Genomic DNA, 14,378 nt, shown 5'->3' on the forward strand with positions numbered 1-14,378 from the left:
GCCGAGTTCGCCTCGGCGGGACTCACCTGGGCCCGCCTCCGAACCCGTGCTGGCTGGAGTAATAGACCAGGCGGTACTTGCCGATCTGGACCTCGTCGCCGTTGCTCAGCGCGACCTCGTCGATGCGGTCGCGGTTGACGTAGGTGCCGTTGAGGCTGCCGACGTCGGAGACGACGAAGCCGCCGGGCATGCGCCGGAACTCCGCGTGCCGCCGCGAGACGGTGACGTCGTCGAGGAAGATGTCGGAGTCGGGGTGCCGGCCGGCGCTGACGACGTCGGTGTCGAGCAGGAACCGGCTGCCCGCGTTGGGGCCGCGCAGCACCACCAGCAGCGCGCTGCCCTCGGGCAGGGCGTCGACGGCGGCCTGGTCGGCCGCCGCGAGGTCGCTGGAGTCGTCCCGCTCGACCTGCGCGGTCTCCTCGCGCACCATGGCCATGGTGCTCGTGGCGTCACCCCCCGTCTCGGCCGGCTGCATGGGCCGGACCAGCGGGGTTCCGCAATTGGAGCAGAACTTCGCGTCGGTCGGGTTTTGGTGCCCGCACTGGGTGCAGAACGGCATCAGCTGGCCTCCCGCCGTGGGTCTCCCCCCGGCTTCGACTCGTCGGCGCTACGAGTGTCTCACTCACTCTCGACCAGCGCCTGAGGGTTTACGGATGTTGGCAACCTAGAACCGGCCGCCGCCAGGGTCAACCGGCGGATCAGCCCTCTACCTGGGAACGGTAGTCGCCGGCCGTCAGTAGCTGATCGACGACCCCTGGATCGGCCGGGACGATCTCGATCATCCACCCGGCGCCGTAGGGGTCGGCGTTCACCTGCTCGGGCGCGGCGTCGAGCTCCTCGTTGCGGGCCACGACGGTCCCGGTGACCGGCGCGAACAGCTCGCTCACGCTCTTGGTCGACTCGAGCTCGCCGCAGACGCCGCCCGCGGTGACGGCGTCGCCGACGGCCGGCAGCTGGACGTACACGATGTCGCCGAGCTGCTCCTGGGCGAAGTGCGTGATGCCGACGCGGACGCTGCCCTCGGCCTCACCGGGGCTGCGAACCCACTCGTGCTCCGCGGTGTACCTCAGGTCGTCGGGATACAACGGGATCTGCCTCCTCGGGGGCACGTGTTCGGGGTCATTCGTCGTCGCCGTCCTCGGGCGCCGGGCGAGCGTACTGAGGCGCCTGCGGCTCGTGCAACACGTCGACGGTGAGGTCGTCGTACTCGTCGACGGTGGCCTCCGCGCCACCCTTGTCGTCACCTTCGATACTCGCGACGACGCCGTTGGCGAACATCATCGAACCGCTCAGTTCGCCCGGCTCGCCGATGGCGACGATCTCATACGGCGGCTCCAGCTCCACGCCACCGACGGTGAGGACATCGGCGCTCGGGTTCTCGAACGAGGTGCTGGCGACCACCCGGACGGCGGCGTCGTTGCCGCCGCCGCGTATCTGGATGGCCTCGGCGCCGGCCACCCGCAGCTCGTTGATCGCGCGCAGCATGGTGTAGGCGGCGACGTCGTGGTCGGGGTCGCTGATCGTCATGATGATGCCGGGGCCGCCGGCCGCGATGGTGCCGGCCAGCACGCCGGTGCTGCGGGCCCGCTCCTCGGCCTGCTCCAGCGCCGCGGCCTCGGTGTCGGCGCCGCTGACGAGGTCGCGGCGGTCGGACTCCAGCTCGGCGACGTGGTCGTCGAGGCGGTCGGCCTGGCGGCGCAGGCCGTCGAGGATCTGCACGAGGTCGTCGCGGCGGGCGTTGGCGAGCGCGTCGTCGTCGTCCGCCCGCACCTGCAGGACGGCGCCGAAGCCGAGCAGCGCGACCAGCACCGCCACCAGCACCTGGCCGCCGTCGGGGCGCTGCCGGACGGCGTTCCAGAGCCGCTTGGTGCCCGACGGCGCCGCCGGGGTGAACCTGCCGCCGCCCGGGATGAACGGCTGCGGCGACGCGGCGGGCCGCTCGGCCGTCTCCTCGACGGGCTCCGGCGTCTCCGCGGGCTCGGCCGGAGAGGCCGGGTCGGCCGGAGGGACCGGCTCGGCCGGAGAGGCCGGGGCGACCGGCTCAGCCGGCTCGGCCGGGGAGGCCGAGCTGTCGAGGCCGGTGTCGTCAGGGCCGGGGGTCGGGTCAGGCATGGAAGATGTGCCGTCTGATCGTCGCGACGTTGGTGAAGATGCGGATGCCCAGTACGACGATCACCGCCGTCGACAGCTGCGAGCCGACGCCGAGCTGGTCGCCGAGGAACACGATGAACGCGGCGATCAGCACGTTGGCGATGAACGAGACGACGAACACCTTGTCGTTGAAGATGCCCTCGATGACCGCCCGGATGCCGCCGAACACCGCGTCGAGCGCGGCGACGATGGCGATGGGCAGGTACGGCTGCAACTCCAGCGGCACCGACACGTCGAAGTAGAGGCCGGCCAGGATGCCGACGAGGAGCCCGGCGAGTGGGATCATGAGCCCTCCCCGGGGATCGCGAAGGACAGCGGCGTGTTGCCGGCCGGCAGCGTCAGCGACTCCTCGGAGTCGACGTCGTAGTAGATGCCGCTGCTGGAGGCGATATCACGCAGCCAGCTGCCGCCGCTGCCGTCGCCGAAGTCGCGCGCCAGCGAGCGCGGGTCGCCGATGGCTGAGACCTCGTACGGCGCGTCCATGGGCCGGTAGTTGATCTGAATGACGTTCTGCGCGGACCGGATGGCCGTCAGCGGGGTGATGCGCTGGCCGTTGATGGCGACGGCCTCGGCCCCGGCCGACCAGAGCCCGTTCACCACCTGGCGCAGGTCGAGGTCGAGCACCTTGTCGGTGCCGTTCTCGGCGTCCTGTTCCGCGGCGTTGTCGACCGTGACCACCACCCCTGGCCCCGTCACGGCGATGGCCCCCGTTGTCGCCTGCAAGCTCTCGACTTCCTCCCGCGTCTGCTGCCCGGCCGCGGAGTTCTGCAGGAGGTCGCTCTCCAGCCGCCCGATCTCGGACTCCAGGGAGCTGACCTCGCCCTGCAGCCGGCTGACGCGCTCGTCCTCGTTGTGGATCTGCTCGATGAGCCCCTGCCGCTCCGAAGAGACAACACTAGCGGTGTTGCGCACCTGCAACACCGACATGGTCAGCAACAGGCCGAGCGCGACGAGCCCGATCGCGAGCGCCGGCGACCGCCAGGTGCGCTTCGACGTCGGCCGCTCGCCCGCGGCCCGGCGGCGCGCCGCGGCGTCCTCGTAGCCGGGGTCGAGCGGCTTGGCGAACAGGTCGTTGAGCAGCGACATCGACTCGTCCGGCCGCCGCAGCGGACGGACGCGGGGAGCCTGCCCTGTCACCACGGTCCTATGCTCGCACGCACGTCACGACGTTCCCGCGCCGACATCCGTGCCGGCCACTCAGGAACTCCGGTCGGGGACCGGGGTGGCGAGCACCTTGCGGGTCTGCTCGGTGTAGAGGACCGCCGCCCACCAGTACAGCGCCACGCCCCAGATGACGAACGCCCAGCCGAACACCCGGGCCAGCATGGGGATGGTGCCGTCGCCGTCGCCCCACAGCAGCAGCGGGAACGCGTACAGCAGGCAGGCCGTGGCGGACTTGCCGAGGAAGTGGACGGGCAGCCCGGTGATGCCGCGGCGGGCGCGCAGCAGCGCGACGATGCCCGTCATGTACACGTCGCGGGCGACCAGCAGCACCGCGAACCACAGCGGGATGATGTCGCGCAGCGTCAGCGCGATGATGGTGGTGAGGATGTAGAGCCGGTCGGCGAGCGGGTCGAGCAGCTGGCCGAGCCGGCTGATCTGGTTCCAGCGCCGGGCCAGGTAGCCGTCGAGGTAGTCGGTGAACCCGGAGACCGCGAGCAGCACGATCGCCAGGGTGTCGGCCTCCTTCGCCAGCACCAGCCAGAGGAACACCGGCACGCCCAGCAGCCGCAGGAACGACAGGATGTTCGGAATCGTGAACACCCGGTCGGTCTGCACCGCCGTCTCCTGCGCCTTCACAGCCCGTCCTCCCCCGTTGCTCATGGCCGGCGGCCCCAAGCGTACGCGTCACAATCCGGTGGGGTCGTACGTCTCGGGTGTGGGGGCCGAAGGAGGGTTCGGAAAATGAGATGCTCGACGGCGTCCGGCGGGAGCATGCTTGCCCGTGTGGACGGGGACCGGGGGACGCATGAGCGTGATCGCTCTCACACCCGCAATGGTTGCAGGTGCGTTAGCATTCTCGGGTGCCCGCCTCCGAGCTCGAGCTCGTCACCGCCCTGGAGGCGTTCCTCCACCGGCTGTCGTGCACCAAGGCCGACTCCGACCTGCGGTCCATGGTCGAGCTGGATCTCTCCATCTCGCAGTTCCGCTGCCTCATCATGCTCGGCCGGCACGCCGAGGCGCTGCCCATCAACGAGCTGGCCGACCGGCTCGACCTCACCCTGGCCACGGCGGGCCGCAACGTCGACCGCTTGGTCGCCCACGGCCTGGTCGAACGGCGTGAGGACCCGCAGGACCGCCGCGTCCGGCTGGTCTCGCTGTCCGGCGCCGGCCGCGCGATCATGACCGAGATCGACGAGACCCGGCACAACGCCGTGCGGGCCTTCGCCCGGTCCCTGGACCCGGCGGACCGCGACCGGCTCGCGGCCGCGCTCGGTCCGATCGTCGAACCATCCGCACCATCTCGCATGGAGGAACAACTCTCATGAGTGCACCGGCCGGACCCCCCGACACCGGGTCCGACGACAAGCTCGATCGCGGCGTCCTGAAGGTCGCCGGTGTGGTGGTGCTCGGCGCCATCATGTCCATTCTCGACATCACCGTCGTCAGCGTCGCGCTGCCGACGTTCCAGATCGAGTTCGACGCCACCTACGCCACCGTCGCCTGGACCATGACGGCGTACACGCTGGCGCTGGCCGCGGTCATCCCCGTCACCGGCTGGGCGGCGGACCGGTTCGGCACCAAGCGGCTCTACCTGACGTCGCTCGTCCTGTTCACGCTCGGCTCGGTGCTGTGCGCCTTCGCCTGGGACATCGGCCCGCTCATCGGCGCCCGCATCATCCAGGGCCTTGGCGGCGGCATGCTGATGCCGCTGGGCATGACCATCATGACCCGTGCCGCCGGCCCGGACCGGATCGGCCGCGTCATGGCCGTCCTGGGCGTGCCGATGCTGCTCGGCCCGATCGGCGGCCCGATCCTGGGCGGCTGGCTGATCGACATCGCCTCGTGGCACTGGATCTTCCTGATCAACCTGCCGCTCGGCATCGTCGCCTTCGTCGCCGCCTTCCGGGTGCTGCCCAAGGACACCGAGCAGCCGTCCGAGACGTTCGACTTCGTCGGCATGGCGTTGCTCTCCCCCGGTCTGGCGGCGTTCCTCTACGGCGTCTCGTCCATCCCGGAACACGGCACCGTCAACAACGCCGAGGTGCTGGTCCCGGCCATCATCGGCCTGGCGCTGGTCGTGGCGTTCGTCTTCCACGCGTTGCGCAAGTCCAACCCGCTGATCGACCTGCACCTGTTCCTCAACCGGCACCTCACCATCGCCGTCGTGACGATGTCGCTGTTCATCGTGGCGTTCATGGGCGCCGGCCTGCTGTTCCCGAGCTACTTCGTGAACGTCCGCCAGGAGAGCACGCTGATGGCGGGCCTCCTGATGGCGCCCCAGGGCCTCGGCGCCATGGTGACCATGCCGATCGCCGGCCGGCTCACCGACAAGATCGGTCCCGGCAAGCTGGTGCTCGGCGGCATCGTGCTCATCGCCATCGGCATGGGGACGTTCACCCAGCTCGAGGCCGACACGCCGTACGGGCTGCTGCTGGGCTCGCTGTTCGTCATGGGCCTCGGCATGGGCATGACGATGATGCCGATCATGAGCGCGGCGCTGGCCAGCCTCACCCACAACGAGGTGGCCCGCGGGTCCACTCTGATGAACATCGTCCAGCAGACCGGCGGCTCCATCGGCACCGCCGTCATGTCGGTCATCCTGACCAACCACATCCTCAACAACGCGGCGGCCACCGCATACAACGGGGCCGTCCAGACCCAGACCGTCGACCAGCTGCCGCCCGAGGCGGTGTCGGCCGGGCAGTCGGCGCTGGCCGAGGCGTTCGGCAACACCTTCCTGGTGGCGGTCGTGCTCGTGGTGCTCTGCCTCATCCCGGCGTCCTTCCTGCCGCGGAGCAAGCAGGAGCTGCGCACCGACCCGCGCGCGGAGGACGAGGGCGACGTCGACCAGGCGCCGCCGGTCATGCTCCACTAGTCGTCGGGGCAAGTAGCCCGTGATCATCAACCTTTTGTGCTGCTATGACGACGCAAAAGGTTGATGATCATGGGCGGGGCGCCGAAGGCGGGTCTAGGGTCGACCTGGAGCCGGTTCCGTCCGTGGATCCGGCGGCTCGACGGGGAGGTCGGACCATGAGCACGCTCCTCAACCCGTACATCGGGTTCCGCGACAACGCCCGGCAGGCGATGGAGTTCTACCAGTCGGTCTTCGGCGGCGAGCTCCGGCTCAGCACGTTCGCCGACCTCGGCGCCGGCGACGACCCGGCCGAGGCCGGCAAGATCATGCACGGCCAGCTGGAGTCCGAGAACGGCCTGGTGCTGATGGCCGCCGACACCCCGAACAGCATGGAGCACTCCCCCGGCGGCAACGTCTCGATCTCGCTCAGCGGCGACGACGAGCCCACGCTGCGCGACTACTGGGAGAAGCTGTCTGGCGACGGCGCCGTCACCGTGCCGCTGGAGACGGCGCCGTGGGGCGACGCCTTCGGCATGTGCACCGACCGCTTCGGCGTCGCCTGGCTGGTCAACATCACCGCGGTTCCGCCGGCGTAGCCAGCTCGGCGCGGTTGGCCTCGGCCAGGCGGCCGGGCCAGTTCGAGAACGTCACCAGGGTGTCGTCGCCGTGGGTGAGCTGGTCGAGCGCGCCGACGGGCAGCAGCGCGCAGCGGCGGCGTGCGGCTCGCCGACCGCACGGCCGGAGCGTGCGATCCGCACGGCCAAGACGTGACACCGCGCATCTACAGCCGTGCGCGGATCGGGCCGACGCTGCTGGTATGACACTCACACCCAGCACCCACGACACCCACCACGGCCACGGGCGGCGCGCGTTCGTCCGCCACTATCTCGAGATGCTGGTGGCGATGGTCGCCGGCATGATCATCGGCCCGCTGCTGCGCTCGGCCGCCGGGCTGGGGTCGCCCGCCGATCCCGGTCTCGGCGCCGTCCTCATGGCCGCCGACATGTCCGTCGCGATGGTCGTCTGGATGCGGATCCGCGGCCACGGCTGGCCGGCGTCGCTGGAGATGGCCGCCGTCATGATCGCGCCGGTCGCCGTCCTCGCGCCGCTGCACTGGCTCGGCCTGTTCGGCGCGGACGTCCTGCTGGTCGCCGAGCACGTCGTCATGCTGCCGCTGATGTGGCTGGCCATGCTGCGCCGGCCGGCCGAATACGGACACTGGTCCCGCCAGGGGTAATACTGTGCTGACGAGCCTCTGGAGGTCACATGGGCGAGGACGTCGGCCGGCAGGAGTTCACCCGGGCGGACCGCACGGAGTACCGCGCCAAGGTCCGCCGGTGCCTCGACGCCTTCGAGCGCATGCTCCGCGAGGCGCAGTTCGAGTTCGACCGGCCGCTGACCGGGCTGGAGATCGAGCTGAACCTCGTCGACGACCGGTACGACCCGGCCATGCGCAACGCCGAGGCACTGGCGGCCATCGCGGACCCGGCCTTCCAGACCGAGCTGGGCCAGTGGAACCTGGAGATCAACCTGGCGCCGCGCGAGCTCGACGGCACCGGCGTCAGGGCGTTCGAGGAGGACGTCCGGGCCAGCCTGAACGCCGCCGAGCAGAAGGCGGGCGCCGTCGGGGCGCACCTGGCGATGATCGGCATCCTGCCGACGCTGCGGCTGGAGCACCTGTCCGGGCATGCGCTGTCGGGGAGCCCGCGCTACGAGCTGCTGAACGACCAGATCCTGGCCGCCCGGGGCGAGGACCTGCACCTCGCCATCGACGGCGCCGAGCGGCTGCGCGTCTCGTGCGACACCATCCTCCCGGAGGCGGCCTGCACGAGCACCCAGTTCCACCTGCAGGTCAGCCCGGAGCAGTTCCCGGCCGTCTGGAACGCCGCCCAGGCCGTCGCGGGCGTGCAGATCGCCGTCGGCGCGAACTCGCCGTTCCTGCTCGGCAAGCAGCTGTGGGCCGAGACCCGCGTCGCGCTGTTCGAGCAGGCCACCGACACCCGCAGCGAGGAGCTCAAGGCGCAGGGCGTGCGGCCGCGGGTGTGGTTCGGCGAACGGTGGATCACGTCGATCTTCGACCTGTTCGAGGAGAACGTGCGGTACTTCCCCGCCCTGCTGCCGATCGTCGCCGACGAGGACCCGATCGCCGTGCTGGACCGCGGCGACACCCCGGAGCTGGCCGAACTGCGACTGCACAACGGCACCATCTACCGCTGGAACCGGCCGGTGTACGACGTCGTCCGCGGCCGCGCGCACCTGCGGGTCGAGAACCGCGTGCTGCCGGCCGGGCCGACGGTCGCCGACACGCTGGCCAACGGCGCGTTCTACTACGGGCTGGTGCGGCGGCTGGCCGCCGAGGACCGTCCGGTGTGGACGCAGATGTCGTTCAGCGCCGCGGAGGAGAACTTCCACGCGTGTGCCCGTGGCGGCCTCGACGCCCAGGTGTACTGGCCGGGGCTGGGGCACGTCCCGGTCGCCGAGCTGGTGCTGCGGCGGCTGCTGCCGCTGGCCTACGACGGCCTGCGCGACTGGGGCGTCGACACCGCCGTGCAGGAGCGGCTGCTCGGCATCGTCGAGCGGCGCTGCGCCGAGCACCGCAACGGCGCCGACTGGCAGGTCGCCGCGTTCCACCGCCGCTTCGACGGCACCTCCGCCGAACGCCATGACGCGCTGCGTGGCATGCTGCGCTCGTACATCGAGCACATGCACAGCAACGAGCCGGTCCACACCTGGGCCGTCGACTGAGCCGGCGCCCGCTTTAACCGGGTGAGGTTTGTCGGTGCCGCGTGCTAGAACTTCCGACGATGACACTGACACGCACCGAATTCACCGTCGCCGGTCGCCCGGAGTTCGACCGGCGCGGCCCGGTGCGCTGGATCGTGTCGCACCAGCTGCGCAACCCGTGGCACCTCGCCGGCTTCCTGGTCGGCTCGGTCGCCGTGGTGGTGCTCAACTCCATGGTGCCGGGGCTGGTCGGCGACGCCTTCGACACGGTGCTCGACGACGCCGCCGGACGCAGGGCGGCGCTCACGGCCATCGCCGTCACGCTGCTGGTGGTGATCGTCGGGCGGTCGGTGCTCGACGTCGTGGCCCGGCTGTGCACCGAGGTGCTGGCCAAACGCATCGAGCGCGACGCCCGCGACGAGCTGTACGTCAGCCTGCTCGGCAAGAGCCAGACGTTCCACAACCGGCAGCGGGTCGGCGACCTCATGGCCCGCGGCGCCAACGACGTCCGGCAGCTCGGCACCATGTTCAGCCCGGGCGTCGACCTCCTGGTCGACTCCCTCATGCAGGGCATCGTGCCGATCATCTTCATCGCGTTCCTCGACCCCCGGCTGCTGGTCGCGCCGCTGATCTTCGCGGTCGCGTTCGTGTGGTCGATCCGGCGGTTCATGCGGCGGCTGGCGCCGGTGTCGGCGTCGCTGCGCGAGCACTACGGCACCCTGAACGCGGGGCTGAACGAGACCATCCGCGGCATCGAGGTGGTCAAGGCGACCGGCCAGGAGAAGCAGGAGCTGGCCAAGTTCGGCCGCAACGCCCGCCGCTACCGCGACGCCTACGTCCAGCAGGGCCTCATCCAGGCGCGCTACCTGCCCACCCTGCTGCTGGCGGTCGCGACGGCCGGCGGGCTGCTGCACGGGCTGTGGCTGCTCGACGCCGGCGAGCTGAGCGTCGGCGGGCTGATCACCTACATCGGGCTGCTCGGCCTGCTCGGCTTCCCGGCGTTCATCTCGATCTTCTCCTTCTCGCTGGTGCAGAACGGCATCGCCAGCGCGAACCGGCTGCTGGCGCTCATGCGCGAGGAGACCGAGCTCGACCACAACGAGGCCGGCCACGTCGCGCCCATGCGCGGCGCCGTCGAGTTCCAGGACGTCACGTTCGGCTACGGCGACCAGCCGGTGCTCGACGGGTTGTCGTTCCGCATCGAGCCGGGCCAGACGGTGGCCGTCGTCGGCGAGACCGGCTCCGGCAAGACCACGCTGACGAAGCTGGTCAACCGCATCTACGACACCGGCTCCGGCCGGGTCCTGGTCGACGGCCTCGACGTCCGCGAGTGGAACCTCGACTCCCTGCGCTCCCAGATCTCCACCATCGAGCAGGACATCGTGCTGTTCAGCCGCTCGGTACACGAGAACATCGCGTTCAGCCTCGGCCAGCAGGCCCACCGCGACGACGTCGTCCGCGCCGCGAAGGACGCCCAGGCGCACGAGTTCGTCACCGCCCTCGACGACGGCTACGACACCGTCATCGGCGAACGCGGCGTCACGCTCTCCGGCGGGCAGCGGCAGCGGCTGGCCATCGCCCGGGCGCTGCTCACCGACCCCGCCATCCTGGTCCTCGACGACTCCACCAGCGCCATCGACAGCGCCACCGAGGACGAGATCCAGCGGGCCATCCAGCGTGTCCTCGAGGGCCGCACCACGCTGCTCATCACGCACCGGCTGTCGCAGATCCGGTGGGCCGACAAGGTCCTGCTGCTGCAGCGCGGCCGCCTGGTCGACGAGGGCACGCACGACGATCTGCTCGCCCGCTGCGCGCTCTACCGGCGCATCTTCGCCCACTACGACGAGGTGACCGGCTGATGGCGTTCATCATGGACGGCCTCGACGCCGAGGCGTACGACCGCACGTATGGTGACCGCGAGCTGCTGCGCCGCATCCTGCGGTACTTCCGGCCCAAGACCCGGGTCATGGGGCTCATCGCGGCCGCTATCGTGGCGCAGTCGCTCATGCAGGCCGCGTTCCCCATCGCGGTCAGCGAGGGCCTCGACCGCATCACCACCGACCGCACCACCGGCCTGGTCGTCGCGCTGGTGTCGGCGGTGCTGGTCACCGGCGTCCTGGGCTGGGTGTTCAACTTCGTGCAGCGCTGGTACACCGCCACGGTGGTCGGCGACGTCGTGCTCGACCTGCGCGAGGACGCCTTCGACGCCGTCCTCGACCGCGACATGTCCTTCTACGACGAGCACTCGTCGGGCAAGGTGGTCAGCCGGGTCACGTCCGACACCGAAGACTTCGCCACCGTCGTCACGCTGACGCTGAACCTCATCAGCCAGGTGCTGCTGGTCGGGCTCCTCACCGCGCTGCTGTTCACCCGCAACGTCGGGCTGGCGCTGCTGGTCATGGCCGTCGTGCCGGTCGTCGTCGCGATGGCGCTCGGGTTCCGGCGCATCGCCCGCGAGACGACACGGCATCAGCAGCGCTCGCTCGCCAAGGTCAACGCGACGCTGCAAGAGACCATGGGCGGCATCTCCGTGGCGAAGAACTTCCGCCAGGAGCAGACCATCTACGGCGAGTTCCAGCCGATCAACGGGCAGAACTACAAGGTCACGCTCAAGCAGGGCTTCGTGTTCGGTGCGATCTTCCCGGTGCTGTTCGCGGTGGCCGGGCTGGCCAACGTCATGCTGGTGCAGGTCGGCGGCGGGCGGGTGCTCGACGGCAGCATCTCGGCCGGCGACTGGTACCTGTTCCTGCAGAGCGTCGCGCTGTTCTGGATGCCGCTGACGTCCATCGCGTCGTTCTGGTCGCAGTTCCAGCAGGGGCTGTCGGCGTCCGAGCGGGTGTTCGCGCTGATCGACGCCGAGCCGCTGGTGGTGCAGCGCGACCCCCGGCCGGTGGGGCGCCTGGCCGGGCGCATCGAGTTCCGCTCGGTGCGGTTCGGGTACGCGCCGGAGCACCCGGTGCTCGACGGGTTCGACCTCACCATCGCGGCCGGCGAGACCATCGCGCTGGTCGGGCACACCGGCGCCGGCAAGTCGACCATCGGCCGGCTGCTGGTGCGGTTCTACGAGTTCCAGGGCGGGCAGATCCTGATCGACGGCACCGACATCCGCGCCGTCGAGCTGACGTCGTACCGCCAGCAGCTGGGCGTGGTGCCGCAGTCGCCGTTCCTGTTCTCCGGCACCGTGGCCGACAACATCCGCTACCCGCGTCCGGACGCCTCCGACGACGACGTGCGCGCGGCGGCCGCCACGGTGGCCGGCGGCGACTGGCTCGACGCGCTCCCCGACGGCCTCGGCACCGAGGTGGGCGAGCACGGCTCGGCGCTGTCGATGGGGCAGCGGCAGCTGGTGGCGCTGGCCCGGCTGCTGCTGCAGGACCCCGCCATCGTCATCCTCGACGAAGCCACCGCCAGCGTCGACCCGCTCACCGAGGCGCACATCTCCGAGGGCCTCGACGTCGCGCTGGCCGGGCGCACGTCCATCGTCATCGCGCACCGGCTGTCCACCATCGAGCACGCCGACCGCATCATCGTCATGCGCGACGGCGGCATCGTCGAGGAGGGCACCCACGACTCCCTGCTGCGGGCCGGCGGCGCCTACTGCGACGTCTACAACACCTACTTCCGGCATCAGTCCCCCGACTACCGGCCGGGCACCGGCTTCGTCGGGGCCGAGGTCATCTGACGAGCGCCGGGCGGCCCGTGCCCTACTGTGACGTCACCAGAGCGGAGGGCGCATGCGGCTGACGGGATCGACCATCGTGCTCACCGGCGCGACGTCGGGCATCGGGCGGGCGACGGCGCTGCAGCTGGCCGCGCTGCGGCCGCGGCGGCTGGTCGTGCACGGACCACAGCCGCCGGACGAGGTGTCCGGGCTGGTCGGCGAGCTGTCCGCCGCGGCCGGGCGGGCCGGCGACGTCGTGTACCTGCCGGCCGACTACGGCGTGCTGGGCGACGTCGCGGCGCTGGCGTCCGCGGTGCGCGCGGCCTGCCCGGAGGGCGTCGACCTGCTGGTGAACAACGCCGCGCGGCCCGGCCCGCGCACCCGCACGCTGACCGCCGACGGCCACGAGGCGACCTGGCAGACCAACTACCTCGCGCCGGTCGCGCTGACGACGCTCCTGCTCGACGCCGTCGGGGCGGGACGCGCCGGGCGCATCGTCAACGTCGCGTCGGCCACCCACTTCTCCGCCGAGCTGCGGCTGGACGACCTCGAGCTGGCCGGGCCGGGCTACTCCCCCGCGTCGGCGTACGCGCGGTCGAAGCTGGCGCTGGTGACGTGGAGCTGCCGGCTCGCCGGGCACCGGCCGCGGCCGACCGTCGACGTCGTCTGCGCGCACCCCGGCGTCATCGCGACGCCGCTGCTGCACGCGATGTTCTCCATCGGCGGCGACACCCCGGAGCACGCGGCCGGCAACCTGCTCGCCGTCGCCCGTGCCGACGACGACAACGGCACCTACTACGACGAGCGGCGCCCGGCCACGCCGAACCCCATCGCGCTCGACTCCGTCGCGCAGGAGCTGCTCGACCAGCTCACCCGCCGCGCGCTGGCGCCCGTCCTGCCGGCCGCGACCGCCTGACGCCCGGTACGTGCCCGCCGGGATGACCGTCAGCCGCCGAACTCCCACAGCGGCAGGCCGCGCACGCCCGGCTCGCGGATCGCGAACAGCGCGCCGTCGCCCGGCCCCGCGTCGTCGAGGCCGAGCCGCGACGTCGTCACGACCAGCTCGTCGAGGCCGGCGCCGGTGAACGCGACCGCGGTGGCCCGCCGGGCCGGCAGGTCGACGACGGCGTCGAGGCGGCCGCCGGCGTCGTAACGGCGCACCTCCCCCGTCCAGTACGTCGCGACCCAGACCCCGCCCTCGGCGTCGACGGTGAGGCCGTCGGGGCCGCCCGGCACCTCCGCCCACGGACGCCGTCCGGTAAGCCCGCCCTCCGCGGACCAGTCGAAGGCGTCGATGCGGCCGGCGTCGGTGTCGACGTAGTACGCGCTGGCGCCGTCGGGCGACCAGCCGAGCCCGTTGGAGATCGTCACCCGCTCGACCGCCGTGGTCACCACGCCGGACGGGTCGATACGGTGCACCGTGCCCGCGCCGGACGTCTCGTCGTAGGCCATCGAGCCCAGGAAGAACGCGCCGTCGGGCGCACAGCCGCCCTCGTTGGACCGGATGCCGGCGTCGGTCCACAGCTCCGGGCCCTCGGTCAGCTCGGCATCGAGGGCGTCGCCGTCGGCTAGGGCGACCGCCCGCTCCGTCGCGACCAGCCAGCCGGCGCCCCGTCGCGGCCGGATGACCGCGGCGACCGGGCTGCCGACGCCGCGGCGGGCGACCTCGCCGGACGGGCTCAGCTCGAGCACGTCGCCGGCCAGCATGTCGACCCAGCGTGGTCCCGCCCAGCGCGGCGAGTACACCGGTCCCTCGCCGTGCTCGCACACCGCCGCCGTCAGCTGCTCGGCCTTCATTCGGCCCTCCTCCGGGGTCTCGGGATG

15 protein-coding genes are annotated in these 14,378 nt (G+C 71.4%); 8 read left to right on the forward strand and 7 right to left on the reverse strand.

The features are described 5' to 3' along the window. Positions 1-22: 22 nt before the first annotated feature. The 6 genes from ACW62_RS36130 to clsA form a co-directional block, all read right to left on the reverse strand. Positions 23-559 carry an FHA domain-containing protein gene (locus tag ACW62_RS36130; protein ID WP_053202850.1) on the reverse strand — a complete coding sequence of 179 codons (537 nt, stop codon included), beginning with the start codon at positions 557-559 and terminating at the stop codon, positions 23-25. A gap of 139 nt (positions 560-698) precedes the next feature. After that, entirely contained in the window at positions 699-1,085 is a 387-nt protein-coding gene (gene gcvH / locus ACW62_RS04340; protein WP_053202851.1) for a glycine cleavage system protein GcvH, read from the reverse strand. 34 nt (positions 1,086-1,119) lie between these two features. Beyond that, positions 1,120-2,112: a DUF881 domain-containing protein gene (locus ACW62_RS04345; protein ID WP_053202852.1), complete on the reverse strand. Its 993-nt coding sequence runs from the start codon at positions 2,110-2,112 to the stop codon at positions 1,120-1,122. Beyond that, positions 2,105-2,437: a small basic family protein gene (locus tag ACW62_RS04350; protein WP_046770129.1), complete on the reverse strand. Its 333-nt coding sequence runs from the start codon at positions 2,435-2,437 to the stop codon at positions 2,105-2,107. Before ACW62_RS04350 ends, ACW62_RS04345 begins: the two co-directional genes overlap by 8 nt. Beyond that, positions 2,434-3,291: a DUF881 domain-containing protein gene (locus ACW62_RS04355; protein ID WP_157574366.1), complete on the reverse strand. Its 858-nt coding sequence runs from the start codon at positions 3,289-3,291 to the stop codon at positions 2,434-2,436. Before ACW62_RS04355 ends, ACW62_RS04350 begins: the two co-directional genes overlap by 4 nt. A 57-nt stretch (positions 3,292-3,348) precedes the next feature. After that, positions 3,349-3,951, reverse strand: a complete 603-nt coding sequence (gene clsA / locus ACW62_RS04360) for a cardiolipin synthase ClsA (RefSeq protein ID WP_205629130.1) — start codon at positions 3,949-3,951, stop codon at positions 3,349-3,351. Between the two features lie 224 nt (positions 3,952-4,175). On the opposite strand from clsA, the gene ACW62_RS04365 reads away from it, so the two are divergent. The 8 genes from ACW62_RS04365 (at position 4,176) to ACW62_RS04405 (ending at position 13,470) form a co-directional block, all read left to right on the forward strand. Then, positions 4,176-4,640 (forward strand): MarR family winged helix-turn-helix transcriptional regulator, encoded by a 465-nt coding sequence (locus ACW62_RS04365; protein WP_053202855.1) that lies wholly within the window; start codon positions 4,176-4,178, stop codon positions 4,638-4,640. Next, positions 4,637-6,190 carry a DHA2 family efflux MFS transporter permease subunit gene (locus ACW62_RS04370; RefSeq protein WP_053202856.1) on the forward strand — a complete coding sequence of 518 codons (1,554 nt, stop codon included), beginning with the start codon at positions 4,637-4,639 and terminating at the stop codon, positions 6,188-6,190. Before ACW62_RS04365 ends, ACW62_RS04370 begins: the two co-directional genes overlap by 4 nt. A 155-nt stretch (positions 6,191-6,345) precedes the next feature. Further along, positions 6,346-6,765 carry a VOC family protein gene (locus ACW62_RS04375; protein ID WP_053202857.1) on the forward strand — a complete coding sequence of 140 codons (420 nt, stop codon included), beginning with the start codon at positions 6,346-6,348 and terminating at the stop codon, positions 6,763-6,765. Between the two features lie 221 nt (positions 6,766-6,986). Further along, entirely contained in the window at positions 6,987-7,406 is a 420-nt protein-coding gene (locus ACW62_RS04385; RefSeq protein WP_053202859.1) for a hypothetical protein, read from the forward strand. 29 nt (positions 7,407-7,435) lie between these two features. Continuing rightward, positions 7,436-8,914, forward strand: a complete 1,479-nt coding sequence (locus ACW62_RS04390; protein ID WP_053202860.1) for a glutamate-cysteine ligase family protein — start codon at positions 7,436-7,438, stop codon at positions 8,912-8,914. A 59-nt stretch (positions 8,915-8,973) separates the two neighbouring features. Next, positions 8,974-10,752, forward strand: coding sequence for an ABC transporter ATP-binding protein (locus tag ACW62_RS04395; protein WP_083459191.1), 1,779 nt, complete (start codon positions 8,974-8,976; stop codon positions 10,750-10,752). Next, positions 10,752-12,575 carry an ABC transporter ATP-binding protein gene (locus ACW62_RS04400; RefSeq protein ID WP_053202861.1) on the forward strand — a complete coding sequence of 608 codons (1,824 nt, stop codon included), beginning with the start codon at positions 10,752-10,754 and terminating at the stop codon, positions 12,573-12,575. Before ACW62_RS04395 ends, ACW62_RS04400 begins: the two co-directional genes overlap by 1 nt. A gap of 52 nt (positions 12,576-12,627) precedes the next feature. Continuing rightward, positions 12,628-13,470: an SDR family NAD(P)-dependent oxidoreductase gene (locus ACW62_RS04405; RefSeq protein ID WP_053202862.1), complete on the forward strand. Its 843-nt coding sequence runs from the start codon at positions 12,628-12,630 to the stop codon at positions 13,468-13,470. A gap of 29 nt (positions 13,471-13,499) precedes the next feature. Here the strand turns inward: ACW62_RS04405 and ACW62_RS04410 are convergent, their stop codons facing one another. Further along, on the reverse strand, positions 13,500-14,351 hold the full coding sequence (locus tag ACW62_RS04410) for an SMP-30/gluconolactonase/LRE family protein (RefSeq protein ID WP_053202863.1): 852 nt from the start codon (positions 14,349-14,351) through the stop codon (positions 13,500-13,502). Positions 14,352-14,378 lie beyond the last annotated feature (27 nt).

It is taken from the genome of Jiangella muralis, assembly GCF_001270745.1.
Taxonomy (GTDB): domain Bacteria; phylum Actinomycetota; class Actinomycetes; order Jiangellales; family Jiangellaceae; genus Jiangella; species Jiangella muralis.

Bases quoted from the DNA above. Each gene is read 5' to 3' on its own strand.
- ACW62_RS36130 (WP_053202850.1), bottom strand. From the start codon at position 559: ATGCCGTTCTGCACCCAGTGCGGGCACCAAAACCCGACCGACGCGAAG.
- ACW62_RS04345 (WP_053202852.1), bottom strand. From the start codon at position 2,112: ATGCCTGACCCGACCCCCGGCCCTGACGACACCGGCCTCGACAGCTCG.
- ACW62_RS04350 (WP_046770129.1), bottom strand. From the start codon at position 2,437: ATGATCCCACTCGCCGGGCTCCTCGTCGGCATCCTGGCCGGCCTCTAC.
- ACW62_RS04370 (WP_053202856.1), top strand. From the start codon at position 4,637: ATGAGTGCACCGGCCGGACCCCCCGACACCGGGTCCGACGACAAGCTC.
- ACW62_RS04375 (WP_053202857.1), top strand. From the start codon at position 6,346: ATGAGCACGCTCCTCAACCCGTACATCGGGTTCCGCGACAACGCCCGG.
- ACW62_RS04385 (WP_053202859.1), top strand. From the start codon at position 6,987: ATGACACTCACACCCAGCACCCACGACACCCACCACGGCCACGGGCGG.
- ACW62_RS04390 (WP_053202860.1), top strand. From the start codon at position 7,436: ATGGGCGAGGACGTCGGCCGGCAGGAGTTCACCCGGGCGGACCGCACG.
- ACW62_RS04395 (WP_083459191.1), top strand. From the start codon at position 8,974: ATGACACTGACACGCACCGAATTCACCGTCGCCGGTCGCCCGGAGTTC.
- ACW62_RS04400 (WP_053202861.1), top strand. From the start codon at position 10,752: ATGGCGTTCATCATGGACGGCCTCGACGCCGAGGCGTACGACCGCACG.
- ACW62_RS04405 (WP_053202862.1), top strand. From the start codon at position 12,628: ATGCGGCTGACGGGATCGACCATCGTGCTCACCGGCGCGACGTCGGGC.
- ACW62_RS04410 (WP_053202863.1), bottom strand. From the start codon at position 14,351: ATGAAGGCCGAGCAGCTGACGGCGGCGGTGTGCGAGCACGGCGAGGGA.